The organism is Paenibacillus sp. D51F, from assembly GCF_053345695.1.
The window spans coordinates 602,315-618,174 of record NZ_JBKFAO010000001.1 but is presented as its reverse complement, the minus strand read 5'-3'; the positions used below and the strand labels follow the sequence as shown (position 1 = coordinate 618,174).

Genomic DNA, 15,860 nt, shown 5'->3' with positions numbered 1-15,860 from the left:
TTTCAACTTTGGGAGGTGCTTAGATAGAATGAAGAGGACGATCGATAAGAAAAAAAACGGATTTGTTCATGAAATGAAACGAAACTATCCCTATTATTTGATGATGTTACCAGCTGCAATCATTCTTTTTCTATTCTCATATTTACCGTTGCCGGGTATTATTATAGCTTTTCAGGATTTTAATTTTATGGATAAATTTAGAAGTCCTTTTGTTGGTTTTGACAATTTCATGTTTTATTTTACGAGCATTTATGCATTCCGTACAACCTTCAACACCATCTTTATCAATTTGAATTATATCTTTTGGACAACGTTAGTCAGTGTTCTTATAGCAATCCTGTTAAATGAGCTCAGATTGAAAATTGCCAGCAAGATTTATCAAAATCTTATGTTTCTGCCCTATTTCATCTCTGCAGTCGTGATCGGCAAGCTTGTGACGCAAATCGCTTTCTCGGACAAAAACGGGATCGCAAACCAAATCCTCGGGCTTTTCGGGCAAGACCCGATCCAGTGGTCACAGAATCCGGCACCGTGGGCTTGGATTATTATCGGAGCTCACGTATGGCAGGCAGCCGGCTATTCCACAATTGTCTACCTTGCCAGCATCACAGGTATAGATGATCATTTGTTTGAGGCGGCGTCGCTTGACGGAGCGAATCGTTGGCAGCAAATCAGGCTCATCTTACTGCCCATGCTGACTCCTGCAATTATCATCATGACACTGTTAAGCATCGGCGGCATTTTACGCGGCGACTTCGGGACCATATATGCCATCATCGGGGATAACGGACTGTTATTCGAAAGAACGGATGTCATCGATACTTATGTTTTCCGGGCGGTCAAGCAGGCAGCTGATTTCGGGACAACAGCCGCAGTCGGTTTGTATCAGTCCGTAGTAGGATTCATATTGGTTTTCGGATCCAACGCCTTGGTAAGGCGATATAACAAAGATAACGCGTTGTTCTAAAGCGGTGATGGGAAGGAGGAGGCCGGATGCGGAAGCTATCGCCTAGCGGTTATATCATGCAGTTCATAATGCATCTTTATCTCTTCATCTTTGCGGTCGCATGCATTTACCCGCTTATTCTCACATTTATGGCTTCAATCAGCAGTGAAAAGAGTATTTTGGACCATGGGTTTCAGCTCATTCCGAGTGAGTTTTCTCGGGTGGCGTATGAAGCGGTCTTTAACAGCAAGTATGTTTTCAAGAGTTTTGGGGTTTCGATTTTGGTTACAGTAGTCGGGACGGTGTTGTCGCTGCTCATTTGCGGCACGGCAGGTTATGCAATGTCGGTCAAGCGGGTCAAATACAAAAATGTCGTCGCTATGTTTTTTTACATTCCAATGGTTTTCAGCGCGGGTGTGCTGCCCTGGTATTTGGTATCCACGCAGATTTTGCATTTGCACAATACATTTGGTGCGTTAATACTGCCTGGTCTAGTAGCTCCATTTAACGTATTTTTGATGCGTAATTATTTTATGACCGTTCCATCCGAACTGATCGAATCGGCGGAGATCGACGGCTCCGGAGTCATGAGAACATTTCTTGGTATCATCATTCCGTTGTCAAAGCCAATAATTGCGACGATTACCTTGTTCATTGGTTTGGCTTATTGGAACGATTGGGCGAGTGCGTTGTGGTTCATTGATAATCCCAATATGTACCCGCTTCAGTTCATGCTGTACCGGATTCAATCCATCATTAATCTTGTCCGGGAAACCGGAACCTTGGGTGATATGAAAGTTCCGGCAGAGACTTTTCAGATAGCAACCATGTTTGTAACGATCGGGCCCATCATCCTTTTGTATCCGTTTATCCAGCGCTATTTCGTCAAAGGAATCATGATCGGCGCAGTCAAAGGATAAGCTCTATTCCTTGGTTTTAAGAAGTTTTTTATACTGAACACAAAATCGGTATAAAAACTTTCAATATTAGCTTTACAAAAAAAGGAGGAAGTAAGATGAAAGCCTTTAAAAAACCGGTTTCAGCTCTGTTTGCAGTTCTGATATCAGTGGCTATGCTTGTAGGCTGCAGCAATACGGGCGGTAATCAGGCGGGATCGAATGATTCGAGCGTCAACGACGGTACCAGTGCAGACAATGGAGGCAAAGTTGTAAAACTGACAGCTGCCTTCCCAGGTCAAGAATCTCCAGCACAAAAGAGCGTTTTGCAAGCGATTAACGAAAAGCTTAAAGCGGACGGGCTGAACATTGAAGTCGATATTAAGTATCTCGACGATTTTTGGAATAAACTGGCCCTGAATATTGCTGGTGGAACCGCTTACGATTTGGCATGGGCACACAGCTCCACGTTGTCTGACTTGGTAGCGAAGAAGGTATATCAGCCTATTGATCTGGAAAAGAACGCCAGTGATCTGTTGAAAAACACACCTGATTATGTCATCAAAGGCGGTCAAGTTCAAGGCAAGCAGTATGCAGTCCCAAGAGCCATTCCGATGACGGGATTCAATAATGTATATGATATTCGCGGCGACTTGCGGGAGAAGTATAACATTTCGAAAATCACGACAGTAGAGGGCTTGGAAGCTTATTTTGACGCCATTCAAAAAAATGAGCCCGATATGCATCCGATAGTAGGAGACAACATCCAGGAGTTGTTCCCGGTATACGCCAATTACTACTTCCCGATCGGTGACGGTGGCCAGTACCCGCTTTATATCGATCCGACCGATAATACGTACACCGTGAAATCGTTCTTGGATTCCGATGCCTTTGCCCAAGCTATCGCAAAGAAGAAAGAATGGAAAGACAAAGGATGGCTGTTTAACGAGGCTGATTATAATGGAGAAGATGGATTTGATAACGGTAAGGTTGCTGCATTAGCCGCCAATATTTTCAGAGCATCGGAACGAGTTGACACGCTCACGAAAAACGTTCCGGGTGCAAAAGTAGAAACCGTTTATCTGGAACCCAAGACTCGCTACATTTTCTCTGCCGGAGACAATATGTTGGCGGTTCCAAGCACGAGCAAGCATGCGAACGAAGCGGTGGCTCTAATCAACTGGATTAAAAAAGACCAGGCGAACTACGATCTTTGGTCCTATGGAGTAGAAGGCGTAAACTACAAGTTGGCTGACAATGCGGTTGATGTCTCAACCATTTCGGATGAAAACAAGTACAATGCGAATGTATGGATGTGGAACGACCTGCGTCTTGCCCGTTTCTCTACGAACTACCCGAAAGAAGATATTGAAGCATTGAAGACTTGGGACGAAAATTCGGAAGTCACGCCTTTTGTCGGCTTTACTTTGGATCAAAGCAAAATTAAATCTCAAGTCAGCAACATTCGAGCTATCATGGGTGAATATATTCCGAACCTGGGCATGGGTGTAACGGACTACAACAAAGTAAAAGGCGAACTTGTGAAAAAGTTAGAAGCAGCAGGGTTGAAGGATGTTATAAAAGAGACTCAAAATCAAATCAACGCTTATGTGAACCAGAAATAGTTGCGAATCTATAACTACCTATATTTAACGAGTGTGGGCATCTTTTGCGGATGCCCACACTCGTTATACAGGCGAAGCCCAATGTCATCTAATAAACCACCGCTGACGATGAGCGATGGCGGATTGGTTTTTCATCTATTTTCCAAAACGTTTCGGAGATCCTGAACATCTGAAAATCAAGGGAGGACCATAGGATGAATATCGAGAAGCAAAGCAGACACCCGTTCAACATGTATCTCACGGCAGGTGAATATATGAAGGTCATCGGCACGCAAGACGGATATTTTCCGGATTTCGGACATCACATCGCAAATGAGATGGGCGGGGTTTGGCTGCATCCGATCAAGCTATTGGACGGCTACTGGCTTCGAATTACGGACTTGGACCGAGATATATCCGTTTGGTCCAAAGCGGACGAGTTTATTTCCCATCCGTGGGGGAACCAGTTCCGCTACGGCCATAATCTCGGACACATTCCCGTGTCGATGGAGCGCACGCAGTTTGCGCCCGAGCAGGAGAAGGGATTCATCACCCGCTATGATATATTCAACTACTCGCAAACCGAGACACGGCTGAGGCTGGAGCTGCTTGCGCGGACCGATCTTCGCCCGGTCTGGTTTTCTGAGAGTATGGGGATACATGACGGCCAAGAAGATGTTATCGAGAAAGTGTCGAACCGGCTTGCTATCGCGAAGGACTGCGACCATGATTGGTTCGCGCTCATCGGCACCGATCTGCCGGGGGAGCAGTTCGACAGCGGGCAATTGTACGGTCCGGAATTTACGAGCGGGAACGGTCGGGGCGTGAAATTTGAGACGGCCGTTACGTTGCAGCCACAGGAGCAGTTGACATTCCATCTGTTAATTGCCGGCTCGTATGCTTCGAGAGAGGAGTGCGAGCGTACATACTCGGTCATTTCAGGGAATTTCGATGAGCTGCTGGAAGCGAAAATGCGCGCAAGCGAAGCGATTCGGGAACGAGCGGAGCTTGAGGTGGAAGGCGAACCGGACATCAACGACATTTTTGCCTGGGTAAAATGGAACAATCAATGGCTTGTGCAGCAGGTGGATGGCATCGGCAGAGGATTGACGGCCGGTTCCCCGACATATCCATGGTGGTTCGGCTGCGACAATTCATATTCCATCCAGGGCGTACTTGCGATCGGGGATCACCAGCTTGCCAAGGATACGGCCCGCCTTATACTTGATAGTTCAGTCAAAGCGAACGGCAACGGCCGGATCGTTCACGAAGTTACGACTATGGGCGCCGTCAGTAATCCGGGAAATACGCAGGAAACCGCTCACTATATCGCATTAGTTTGGGAATTATACCGCTGGACCGGAGACCGGAACATTTTGGAGCAAAATTTCGAGTATTGCGTGAAGGGCATTGACTGGCTGCTGGGCGAAATGGATCCGGACGGCGATCTGCTGCCTTCGGGATACGGCATTATCGAAATCGCCGGTTTGAATATGGAGCTAATCGATTCGGCCGTGTATACGGCGAAAGCGGTGCAGGCTGCTGCCTTCATGAGCAGAGAACTCGGCGACGAGGCGAAAGCGGAGCAATATACTCAACTGTCCGAGCGCATCGTCAGAGCGGTGAATGATAGGTATTGGAATGAACGCGAAGGCTTGTACTCTGATGCAGTCGCTCCCAAGAAAGATATCTTGCCGAAGGTGGAGTTCATGGTTTCTCTGGCCGAAAAGCGTGGAGCGGCCGATTACCGCGCCTATCTCGAAAGGATGCTTGAAGAAACGGACGACGAGAATGCGGATCGCGGTTGGATCATCAACAAAAACTGGGTGATATCTACGCCGATGGAGGCTGGGATTGCGGACAGGGAAAAAGGCGAACGTGCGATTGTCAATATGAGAAACGATGATTTTATTGGCGAGTATGGAGCGTATTTGTCTGGCAGCCTTAAACAAGGGACAATGACGATCAGCACGGGCGTGCACGCGGTTGCGGAGGCGAAGTACGGCAATACGGAAGCGTCTCTTGATTTGCTTAAGCGCATGTTCCGTACGTTTTCAAAGGTGCTGCCAGGGTCGATGAGCGAGATGTCCCCCGATTACGGATGCGTGGTGCAAGCTTGGACCGTTTACGCGGTGGCTGTCCCAATCGTATCTCACTTTTTTGGGCTGCAGCCTGAGGCGTATAAAAATCAGCTTGTGATTCAGCCTAACATTCCTTCCTCTTGGGAGGGCAAATGGATTCATTTAAGAAACGCCCGGGTTGGCAACGCGAACGTCGACATCTCCGTGAAATCAGACAATGGTCGGTTATTTGCGGAGATCCGGAACGTGTCAGGCTTAGAAGTGACCGTATCCTGGAACGGGAAATCCGTAACAAGCTGTGAGTCGAGCATAACCGCCCAGCTTTGATTTTATTAAGGTGCTCGCGGCGTTTTGGACACTATTCCATCAAGGGCGACCGGGGAGTGCGGTATACGATCGATCCCATACGCAGAATACCGGTTTGTTAGATAAGCTTGGAGAGGAGTGCATGGCCATGATTCCGGCGAATGGTATCATCGATTTATCGACAGACAAGATGACGTACAGATTAAACGTGGAAAAGGGCTTGTCCCTGCGCGAATACGGACGGCCTGGCTCACCTCTTGTCCGTCTGGACGATCAGGTGGAAGCGGCAGGCTGCGAGTTCGCATTGGTATGCGACGGGGTGACGATCGACGGGACATCCCCCGGGATGACGACGACCGGAGTCGAGGACACGGCGTCTGCCCTCGGTGTCCGTTCCGTTGCCATCAGCCTCCGGTATGAGCCGAAGGAGCTAGACATCGTATGCTATTACCTTATCTATGAAAATACTGCTCTCGTCGAAAAATGGATGGATATCAGGAACGCCGCCGGCAATCCGGTGACGATCGGGCGCATCGATTCCTTCGTTCTTCCGCTGCCCAGAGACGAGTGGAGGGTCGAGTACTACGCGAGCGACTGGGGTGCCGAGTTTGAGCCCCGAAGCGAGCCTCTCGCCGGCGGCTTTATGCTGGAAACCAGATTTGGCCGTTCGTCGAAGGGGACGCATCCATGGATGACGCTGTACCGCATGGACGGGAGCGGGCAGCTGCTGACCGTTTCCCCGATGTGGTCAGGCAATTGGGTCATGCGCGGGGAGGCCAAGGCCGAGGGTGGTTACCGGATCAGTGGCGGCCTTCATGACTGGGAATTCGCCAAAGTGCTCCAGCCGGGCGGTGAATTCGGGAGCGTTCATGCCGCAATGGCCCTCGGAAATTCGGGCGATCCGGATACGACCGCCGTTCAGTTCGCTCGGGTTGGCCGGAAGCATTGGTACCCGCACAATGCGTTCTCGCGTTCGTTGCCGGTGGAGTGGAACCATTGGTGGAGTTACGAGGATCGGGACGTGAACGAAGAGAATTTCCGCCAGAATGCCGAATCGGCGGCCAGCCTAGGCATGGAAGTCGTCACGCTTGACGCCGGATGGTTCGGGCCTTCCGAGCCAGGAACGGAGTGGTACGATTATCGGGGGGATTGGGAGCTTGTCAACGCGGCCCGGTTCCCGGGCGGCATCCGTCCCCTGTCTGACCGCATCCATGGCCTAGGCCTGAAGTTCGGTCTGTGGTGCGAAATCGAGGCGGCGGGGAAGCTGTCCTCGCTGGGAGAGCGCAGCCCGGCTTTTGTGGCGCGGCGGGACGGCGAGCCGCTTGGTTATGTCTGCTTCGGCAATCCGGAGGCGCGGGAATGGGCGTTCCAGACACTGGACCGGCTGATTGCGGACTATGGCTGCGATTGGGTGAAGCTGGACTTCAACCTGGACCCCCAGGCCGGCTGCAACTGCACGGATCATGGCCATGGTCCTGGCGATGGCCTGTACGAGCACTATACCGGTTATTATTCGGTTCTGGACAGAATCCGGGAGCGGTATCCCGATATCATCCTAGAGAACTGCTCATCAGGAGGTCTCCGCATCGATCTTGGCATGATGCGACATACGCATCTGACGTTCCTGAGCGACCCGGACTGGCCGGAGCACAGTCTTCAGGTGTTCTGGGGCGCGGTGGCGATGCTGGCGCCGGATGCCTGCCTGCATTGGAGCTATTCCGAATGGCGCGGCGACCATCCTTCACAGACGTTCAATCCGCGCGATCCATTGCTGACGGAGAAGCGGTTCGACTATTATACGAGGATCTCGATGCTCAGGGGGTTCGGTTTCTCGCAGAAGCTGTCGGAAATGCCGGAGCGCTGGCGGCGGCGGATTGCCGATCATGTGAAGGTGTACAAGGAAACCGTGAGGATGTTCGTGCGCGAGGCGGATTTGTACCGGCTGACCGGGCAGCCGCTACGGGAAGGAGGCGGCGAACGCTGGGCGGCGTTCCAATACAGCTTGGGGAGCGAGGACAAGCATCTGTTGTTCACCTTCCGGCTGCCGCGGTCGCCAGAGTCGCGCGAAATCCGTCTGAAGCATCTGGATCCGGACGCTTCTTACCAAGTAGGCACCGTCGACGGCGGTAAGCGATCGACCCGCTCAGGCCGCGAACTGATGGCGTACGGAATCCGCTTCGCCGATCTGGAGGAAGAGGAATCCGAACTGCTTGTGATCAAGCGAATAGGCGGAAGCCTGTAGTCCCGATATAAGAATGGAGAAGGAATCGCTGTCCTCGAACCCTCTGTGAATAATAGGCATGTTCGGTACAACAGGTATCCCTCCGCAGAATCTGCCTGGACTTTTCAGCCGCGACAAAATAGATGGATGAAAAGGGATTCACAATTCGACTTGAGAGGTGAAAGGCTTGCCGGTTATAGGAATAGAAAAACAGGATTCGAGCTTATTTCCTTCGTGGAGTGAGTTGAGTCATTATGGGATTACTTATTTGAAGGTCGGCGACGTGGTAGAACTTCATTATCATGACTGTAACGAATATTGGATCATCGTTAGCGGGAAAGGGATCTGCACAACAGAAGGTGACACTTATGAAATCGGTCCAGGGGATCTCGTGCTTACCGAACGGGGACAGGAGCATTCGCTCATTGTAACCGAACAAATGACTGCCATTTATATTTATGGTGTTATGCCGCCCGAGGGCCGGTCGGGTCATTTGCACCGTTCAAAGGAGGCCACGAAATGATCCTAAAAATCATTCAAGTCGGACTTGGTGCTCATGGCAGAGGTGTAGGAAGCAATTTTATCCTTCCGTCAGTTGATTTTGAATATGCAGGGCTTGTTGATTTGAATATGGCTGCACTGGAGGACTTTGCAGGTGAGCATGGCCTATCCAGTGAACTGCTGGACACAGATTACAAGTACTCTTTCAGTACAAGAGAGGCGGACGCCGTCTTTATTACCGCGATATCTCCGAGTCACTATGAAATTGCCAAAGAAGCGCTTGAGCAAGGCCTTCATGTGCTCATCGAGAAACCGTTCGTTTTGTCTATGGAACATGCTGTGGAATTGGTGCAGCTTGCAGAAGATAAACAGCGGATTATAATGATCAGCCAAAATTATCGCTTTGTTTCACCTGTGGTTACTTTAAAACAAACCATTGATCAAAGCTCATTAGGGCAAATGCGATTTGTTAATACTGAATTCTTCATTAATCATGAAGGTAAAGGCTATCAACGCGAGATGGATAATTTTATTCTGATGGAGATGTCCGTACATCACATTGACATGATCCGGTTCCTGCTGGAAAGCAATATTGTGAGTGTTTGGGGCAGGACGTGGAACTATTTGAACAGCGGATACAAAGGTGACCCTAATGTCCACGCAGTCTACCAAACGGAGAAAGGTGTTCCTTTCTTCTATACGAGCAGTTTATTGGCTAGGGGACCACGGTTACCATGGGAAGGAAAATGGAGATTGCAGTTCGATCACGGTGTAATTTATATGGATGATCTTGGTGAGGGTTATGGGGTTTATGTCGCTGACAGTAATGGTACCTTAACTAAAATTCCTACGCAGATCCCCGAGCATGAGAGCATTCACGGCGTACTGTTCGAGTTTGCTCAGTCGATCCGAGAAAACAGAGAGCCCGCTACTTCCGGGAGAGACAACTTAAATACGATCAAGGCGCTCTTAGCGACAAGCGAATCATCCATCTTGGGCAGAGAAATACAATTGTAGCTTTTATCCATAACGTGAGCGATGAATAAACCAATTTCATTCCATCTGCAATTTGCGTCGCTCCGGCTTGCCCTTTCCGCATTCCTGCCTCTATGGAGGTTAAGCCGTCCGATAGCTGCCCAGATTTTCGTTTATCGTCTTCGTCCCTTGAAGCAGCAGATCGATATCTTGAGTGTTGGATGAAGAATTTGCATCCTCTACAATTCCCAGCAGGCACATCGCCCAATTACGAAAAACTGGTCGTCGATCCCAAACAAGACCGGTCGCTCCATCATTAATGGCCCCCAATCTGGGTGCCATTTTTCGCCGTTACTTGTGATACGGTGAACACGAGTAACGGCAAGTTTTTTGGCGGAGGTCGGGGGGAAATCGAAGAGGCGATAAACTGCCAGCGGGTAAGTCTTAAAAAAAATAGTTGCAATAACATCCTATTCAGCATATCATACAATTAGTTGCAATAACACCCTATTAAAAGGAGGTGATCAAATGAGTGAGCATGGGAGGAAGAATGACGAGGGCGCGGCGGAATCGCACGGACAATACATCTCAGCCATATACCGACACATGCAGATATTGATCTCAGCGGAGTTGGCGCCCTATCGAATCGGAAGCGGGCAGTACATTTTTTTGATGGCGATTGCGTTTCAGCAGCCAATCACGCAGAAGGCGCTAAGCGAGAAACTGCTCATTGACAAAACGACTACCGCCAAGGCAATTGCAAAGCTGGAAGCAGAAGGTTACGTGCGGAGGGAAGCCGATCCCGCCGACAACCGCTATCATCTTCTCTATTTGACGGATTCGGGACGTATGGTGGTACCTAAGGTACAGGAAGCCCTGGCTCGTGTTAAGAACAAAACCCAGAAAGGTATTACCGATGAGGAGTATGACTTGTTGGTACGCTTGTTGAAAATTGTGCTTCACAATCTGACCGAACAGGAGGAGATGTAATATGTGCGGGTACGGGGAAGCAGACTTGACGGAAGAGCTGTTGACTTGGGCTGGCGTTACCAAGCATCCTCATCGGTTCGGAGGGGAGGAATTTCAGCTGAACGGAATGGAAATCGGGCATACTCACGGCAACCGCTTGTTCGACCTTCTTTTGCCGAAATCTGAACGCAATCGGCGGATTGAAGAAGGGAAGGCAAAGCCGCATCATATGTATCCTGATTCAGGTTGGGTATCCGTTTATTTGAATACCGAGCAAGATGTCGCTCATGCCATCGATATCGCGCGTTCTAAATATGATCAAATAAAATTGAAGGGTGCGATGCAAAATGATTAACGAGGCATTCCCTTATGAGAAAAAGCGCAAACCAATATTCGGTCTGGAGATGGCATATGTGGAGGAAGGAAGCGGCGACCCGATCGTCTTCTTACACGGCAATCCCACATCTTCCTATCTTTGGCGCAACATCATTCCTTATGCTCAGAAGTTCGGCCGCTGCATTGCGCCGGATCTGATTGGCATGGGCGATTCCGCAAAGCTTCCGGATAGCGGACCTCACGCGTACGCCTTTATCGAACACCGCCGCTACCTCGACGAGCTGCTCAAACAGCTTGGCGTGAGCGAGCGTGTGACTTTCGTGGTGCACGACTGGGGATCAGTGCTGGGTTTCGATTGGGCGAAGCGCCATCCCGGCGCAGTCAAGGGCATCGCGTACATGGAGGCGATTATTAAACCACGCAGTTGGAGTGAAATTCCGGAGAATGGACGCAAGATCTTTCAGGCGCTTCTGACGCCGGAAGGAGAACGAATGGTGCTGGAGCAAAGTTCGTTCATCGAGTATAACCTGCCGGCAGGCATATTACGCAAGCTGACTGATGAAGAAATGGCACAGTACCGCCGGCCGTTCCTGGAACCGGGCGAGAGCCGACGTCCTACGCTCAACTGGGCACGCCAGCTTCCGTTCGACGGAAACCCGCCTGATGTAACGAAGATTGTCAATGATAATGGAGAATGGCTGGCGCAAAGCACTGTCTCCAAACTATTCATTCAATGCGACCCCGGCTTATTGCCGCAATCCCACATCGATTTCTGCCGTACATGGCCATCGCAGACCGAAGTTATTGTGCCGGGTCGCCACTATCCCCAAGAAGACGCACCCGATAAAGTTGGCGAAGCGCTTGCCGTATGGTTGGAAAATCTGGTTTCACTTTAAGCTTAAAATAGGCTTCTCGGTCTCCCGTACATGCGTACGATCTTCGTCCCGTCCTTCAACCGGTTCACCATGCGGCTCGCAGTCATCGGGGTGGAATATGGTTGGATGTGATGTGAGGGCTGTGGAGTTTCAACTCCCGGTCGGAATTACTCCTTAAAACGATCAACTTACCTTTTAAGCATACCGGTTTCAATTATAACCCTGACGTCAATGTTCCCAAGCTTTATTAAATCGCTTGGCTTCATTTTTTGCCGATAACAGCCTAGTTTCAAATTATAAATGTCGACACCCTGTTTATTAGACGTATCGAATGTTTCTCGGATCTCCTTTTCAATTATCGTTTCAGCTTTGTTTGCAAGCGCGGTGAGTGTCATTTTTTGTTTTTGTACGCGAATAAATCCTTTTGTCTTCACTGTGAAATCGACGACAATCCATTGACCTTCCCTGTGATAACTTCGCCTTACTTTAGGGTTGCTTAACGATAATAGGGTCGCTTTCTCCTTACTCTCATCAATGACCAGATTAGCTTGCTTTAAATGCCTATCAAGCCAGCGCACCCCTATTACTTGCTTTTCTGTGAAGGAATGCGGGGAATTACCCTGTGTGATCGCAACTGTACCATTCATGACAGCCACATCCTCCTTTTCACCACCTTTCATCCAGCTTTCATTCATTTTGATTTGCGGGACTAAAATCGTTTCATATTGTTCGCCAAGGGAACGTATGACTTGCTGCATTTTTACGGGTTCAAGAAGTGAATGCATTTGATAGGTGATTTTGGGTTGATATAGCATTGTTGCCATGGAAGAGCTCCCCGTTATCGGCTTGGCATCGAGCACCTTCTCAATGGGTTCCATTCCGGCGCTTTTATGAGGACAGTTAAGGAGGTAACATGGAACTCTGACCCACAAGGGATGGGATACAAATCGATTGAAGTTGGTTGTAAACAGTGTTACTCTAACAACGGTAAACTCAAAATCTATGTTTTTGCAATACATCTAGTAATAGTCACTATTTTAGTTATAAAGAAGGGTCATACGATGATAAAAGTTGATAAACTATCCTTTTCATTTCCGCAAAAAGAACTATATAAAAACATTTCATTTACGTTTGAAGAGGCACAACATTGCGCTTTTATAGGAACAAGCGGCAGTGGGAAAAGTACGCTGATAGATATACTGATGGATCCGGAAAGATATTTGTTCGAGGGCATGCTGGAAATAGATCCGACTTGCAGAATTGGATATGTAAGTCAATTCTCACAATTAGACAAAACGAAAGAAACAACGGTTTTTGAATATATTGGGGAAGAATATATTAAGATACAAAATGAAATAACTTCTATTTGTTCTGAAATGGAAACATCATCGGATATTGATTCGTTATTAGAAAAGTATCAATTAGCTTTAGACGCATTTGATTCAATCGGCGGGGAGGATTTTGAAAGCAAAATCAATAAGAAACTAAATCTAGCTAACCTCATGAAGCTAAAAGATCTTAGGGTATCCGACCTGAGCGGTGGGGAATTCAAACTTATTCAAGTGATGAAGGAAATGCTTAGGAGTCCAGACTTGTTGATTATGGACGAACCAGATGTATTTTTAGACTTTGAAAACCTGAATGCGCTTAAAAATCTGATCAATTCTCACAAAGGAACACTGCTGGTTGTTACGCACAACCGATATCTATTGAATCATTGTTTCAACAAAATCATCCACCTTGAAAACACGGAGATCCAAGAGTTTGATGGGCGATATATCGATTATAACTTCTCCTTGCTTCAGAAAAAAATCGAGTTGCAAGAACTCGCAATCGCCGATGATGAAGAAATGGAGAGAAACGAGAACATAATCAATAATCTTAGAGCTATCGCAACTTATAATTCAGAAGCATCTAGAGGGAAAGCGCTAAAAGCTAGAGTTAAGTTTCAAGAAAGATTTGAAGCTCGTAGAATTAAAGCGCCATTTGTTGATATTAAGCAACCGAATATTAATTTTGGTATTGAGAATGAAATGGAAGACACCATGGTTGTAAATGTCACTAACTATCGTGTTGCCTTTGATGAGCTGCTTTTGGATAAGGTTAGCTTTGAGATAAAATCTACGGATAAAGTAGCCATTATTGGTTCGAACGGTACCGGTAAAACGACTTTGCTCCGAGATATCTATAAAAACAATCATGATTCCATTGAAATACATGCTGATGTTAAAGTGGCCTATTTATCTCAGATTCAAGGCGAAATGCTGAAGGATTCTAATACAATACTAGAAGAATTCATCGATGCTGGGTTTAATACGTATGATGAGATTAGATCGTATCTTTCAAGCTTTGGCTTTGAAGGAGAAATCCTTAATCAAAAGATAGAATCTTTATCGGGTGGAGAAAAAAATATGCTTCAATTGGCTAAAGTTTCTGCCAGTAAAGCAAACGTATTGCTTCTTGATGAACCGACAAGCCATTTGGACACCTATTCACAACTAGCACTGGAGAAAGCCATTGAAGACTATAAAGGTGCGATTCTCATGATTTCTCATGATTTCTATTCGGTCGTAAATGGCATGGATTATGTTTTAATCATTGACGATAAGACGATTAGAAAAATGAGCATGCGAAAATTTAGACAGATGATTTACGCTAGTCATTTTGATAGAGACTATTTAGAAACGGAACAAAATAAAAAATCCATTGAAATGAAAATAGAAATGGCTTTAAAAGCTGCTGATTTTGAACATGCAAAAGTATTGGTTGATGAGCTGGAAGAGCTGATTAAGTTGCTTTAAATTTCAACCTTCTGATTGAAATGAGTTGCAGCGAATATTGCTGAAGTGAATGAGTCCGAGTTCAACGATGAGACATGATCTTGGTGGAAAAGGATCAATAAAAAAGACAAAGCGCGGCAACCGTCCATAAACGTTGCCACGCTCATTTATTTTTTATTAGCAATCGCGGAATCAAGAAACTTGTGGGTCTGTCAAGAATTTTGTGTAAACTCACCGACAGTGAAGCCTTAGCGTAAATGCTGGCCGATGCGATCGGGGAATAAAACGGGGAGCTGGAGGAGAATCTGTCCCAGTTTTGGATTCGGCCCGTCCACTTCCGGACAACGTCCATGGTCGCCAGATAGAGCATTTTGAGCAGGGCTTCGTCTTCGGGAAGATGCTCTTGCCCTTGGTGACCTTGCGGAGCTGCCGGTGATTGCTTTCAATCATGTTCGTGGTGTAGATGAGCTTACGGATTTCCGGTGGATACTTGAAGAATGTCGCGAGCTCAGGCCAGTTGCCCTTTCAAGTGGAATAGAAGGCATAAAAAAAGCGAACCGAGGATGGCTCCTGGCTCGCTGGTCTTGAACAGATTATTGTGCTGTTGTTGCACGATTGACGATAGTATCGGCCACCGGATCAAATTTGACAGCCTTTGCTTTGTTGCCGCGTAACGAGTAACCGGGATGATAAGTGCGGTAAGAATGATACGGGAGCTTCTTATGGACGACCCGGCATAGAAGATTAGAAGGCAAGTCGTTTACTGTCTCCAGAGCAGCTCCGGTAAATGTCTTTTGCAATCTGTCATCGTAATACGGACCGGTAAAAAAGAGAACAACATCCGGCCTCAGTATACTGATCTCATATGGAAGCAATGGGAAATGGTTGCAGATGATCTCTTCAACCTCAACGGACGGTCTTGTCTTGTTCTGGTCGAGCTTGATCAGATTGCTGGTCATGTAACCGTCTTTCGGACCATCCGGGTTGAGCCTGTCATGGATGAGCTTGCATGCTCTCCAGAAAGGCGTATGAGCCCATTTGTCATCCTGTCTGAACCGGATATAATCATTCTGTAAGTCGTCGATCGCATCATATGGCTCCCGATTCACGAGATCAATGTATGTTCCCATCCACAAGTTTCCTTTCCCACAAACAGTATTTTTACTGAAGCTTCTTGATAAGGCCCAACCGCATCAATAAGGAAGGGCTTAGACAAGCTAGGCAAGTCAACTTTCCTGTCTACCAGTGTGTTTTTCAACCGGTTCCAGTATTCCATATACATCACACTTAATTCTTCTCTGATCTGTTCCATTTCCATCGCACACCTTTCGCTTGGCATTCTTTATAGTTGCTTACGATAATCATTTGAT

At 47.6% G+C, this 15,860-nt stretch carries 14 protein-coding genes and 1 pseudogene; 11 read left to right on the top strand and 4 right to left on the bottom strand.

Features of this window, described 5'->3' with window-relative positions; all coding sequences use genetic code 11:
• The first annotated feature begins 28 nt into the window (after positions 1 to 28).
• The 10 genes from ACLBWT_RS02940 (at position 29) to ACLBWT_RS02895 (ending at position 11,731) form a co-directional block, all read left to right on the top strand.
• On the top strand, positions 29 to 967 hold the full coding sequence (locus tag ACLBWT_RS02940) for an ABC transporter permease (protein WP_447661571.1): 939 nt from the start codon (positions 29 to 31) through the stop codon (positions 965 to 967).
• Between the two features lie 26 nt (positions 968 to 993).
• The gene (locus ACLBWT_RS02935; protein WP_447661570.1) at positions 994 to 1,866 is read left to right on the top strand and encodes a carbohydrate ABC transporter permease; all 873 of its coding nucleotides are present in this window, start codon (positions 994 to 996) and stop codon (positions 1,864 to 1,866) included.
• Between the two features lie 95 nt (positions 1,867 to 1,961).
• Positions 1,962 to 3,467, top strand: a complete 1,506-nt coding sequence (locus tag ACLBWT_RS02930; RefSeq protein WP_447661569.1) for an ABC transporter substrate-binding protein — start codon at positions 1,962 to 1,964, stop codon at positions 3,465 to 3,467.
• Between the two features lie 194 nt (positions 3,468 to 3,661).
• Positions 3,662 to 5,854: an alpha-L-rhamnosidase-related protein gene (locus ACLBWT_RS02925; protein WP_447661568.1), complete on the top strand. Its 2,193-nt coding sequence runs from the start codon at positions 3,662 to 3,664 to the stop codon at positions 5,852 to 5,854.
• Between the two features lie 121 nt (positions 5,855 to 5,975).
• Complete coding sequence (locus ACLBWT_RS02920) at positions 5,976 to 8,075, top strand: alpha-galactosidase (RefSeq protein WP_447661567.1); 2,100 nt, start codon at positions 5,976 to 5,978, stop codon at positions 8,073 to 8,075.
• 157 nt (positions 8,076 to 8,232) lie between these two features.
• Positions 8,233 to 8,577, top strand: coding sequence for a cupin domain-containing protein (locus ACLBWT_RS02915; protein WP_447661566.1), 345 nt, complete (start codon positions 8,233 to 8,235; stop codon positions 8,575 to 8,577).
• Entirely contained in the window at positions 8,574 to 9,572 is a 999-nt protein-coding gene (locus ACLBWT_RS02910; RefSeq protein WP_447661565.1) for a Gfo/Idh/MocA family protein, read from the top strand. Before ACLBWT_RS02915 ends, ACLBWT_RS02910 begins: the two co-directional genes overlap by 4 nt.
• Positions 9,573 to 10,058: 486 nt before the next feature.
• A complete protein-coding gene (locus ACLBWT_RS02905; protein ID WP_447661564.1) occupies positions 10,059 to 10,520 on the top strand; it encodes a MarR family winged helix-turn-helix transcriptional regulator in 462 nt (153 codons plus the stop codon).
• A 25-nt stretch (positions 10,521 to 10,545) separates the two neighbouring features.
• Positions 10,546 to 10,854 carry a luciferase domain-containing protein gene (locus ACLBWT_RS02900; RefSeq protein WP_447661563.1) on the top strand — a complete coding sequence of 103 codons (309 nt, stop codon included), beginning with the start codon at positions 10,546 to 10,548 and terminating at the stop codon, positions 10,852 to 10,854.
• Entirely contained in the window at positions 10,847 to 11,731 is an 885-nt protein-coding gene (locus tag ACLBWT_RS02895) for a haloalkane dehalogenase (RefSeq protein WP_447661562.1), read from the top strand. The genes ACLBWT_RS02900 and ACLBWT_RS02895 overlap by 8 nt, the downstream gene beginning before the upstream one ends.
• Positions 11,732 to 11,898: 167 nt before the next feature.
• On the opposite strand, the gene ACLBWT_RS02890 is transcribed toward ACLBWT_RS02895, so the two are convergent.
• Positions 11,899 to 12,534 (bottom strand): Ger(x)C family spore germination C-terminal domain-containing protein, encoded by a 636-nt coding sequence (locus tag ACLBWT_RS02890; protein WP_447661561.1) that lies wholly within the window; start codon positions 12,532 to 12,534, stop codon positions 11,899 to 11,901.
• 237 nt (positions 12,535 to 12,771) lie between these two features.
• Between ACLBWT_RS02890 and ACLBWT_RS02885 the strand changes: the two genes are divergently transcribed.
• Positions 12,772 to 14,511, top strand: a complete 1,740-nt coding sequence (locus tag ACLBWT_RS02885; RefSeq protein ID WP_447661560.1) for an ABC-F family ATP-binding cassette domain-containing protein — start codon at positions 12,772 to 12,774, stop codon at positions 14,509 to 14,511.
• Between the two features lie 227 nt (positions 14,512 to 14,738).
• Here the strand turns inward: ACLBWT_RS02885 and ACLBWT_RS02880 are convergent.
• The 3 genes and pseudogenes from ACLBWT_RS02880 to ACLBWT_RS02870 form a co-directional block, all read right to left on the bottom strand.
• Positions 14,739 to 15,009 (bottom strand): annotated as a pseudogene (locus ACLBWT_RS02880) (transposase); the annotation flags it as partial.
• Between the two features lie 74 nt (positions 15,010 to 15,083).
• A complete protein-coding gene (locus ACLBWT_RS02875) occupies positions 15,084 to 15,620 on the bottom strand; it encodes a hypothetical protein (protein WP_447661559.1) in 537 nt (178 codons plus the stop codon).
• Complete coding sequence (locus tag ACLBWT_RS02870) at positions 15,596 to 15,802, bottom strand: hypothetical protein (protein WP_447661558.1); 207 nt, start codon at positions 15,800 to 15,802, stop codon at positions 15,596 to 15,598. The genes ACLBWT_RS02875 and ACLBWT_RS02870 overlap by 25 nt, the downstream gene beginning before the upstream one ends.
• Positions 15,803 to 15,860: the final 58 nt, after the last annotated feature.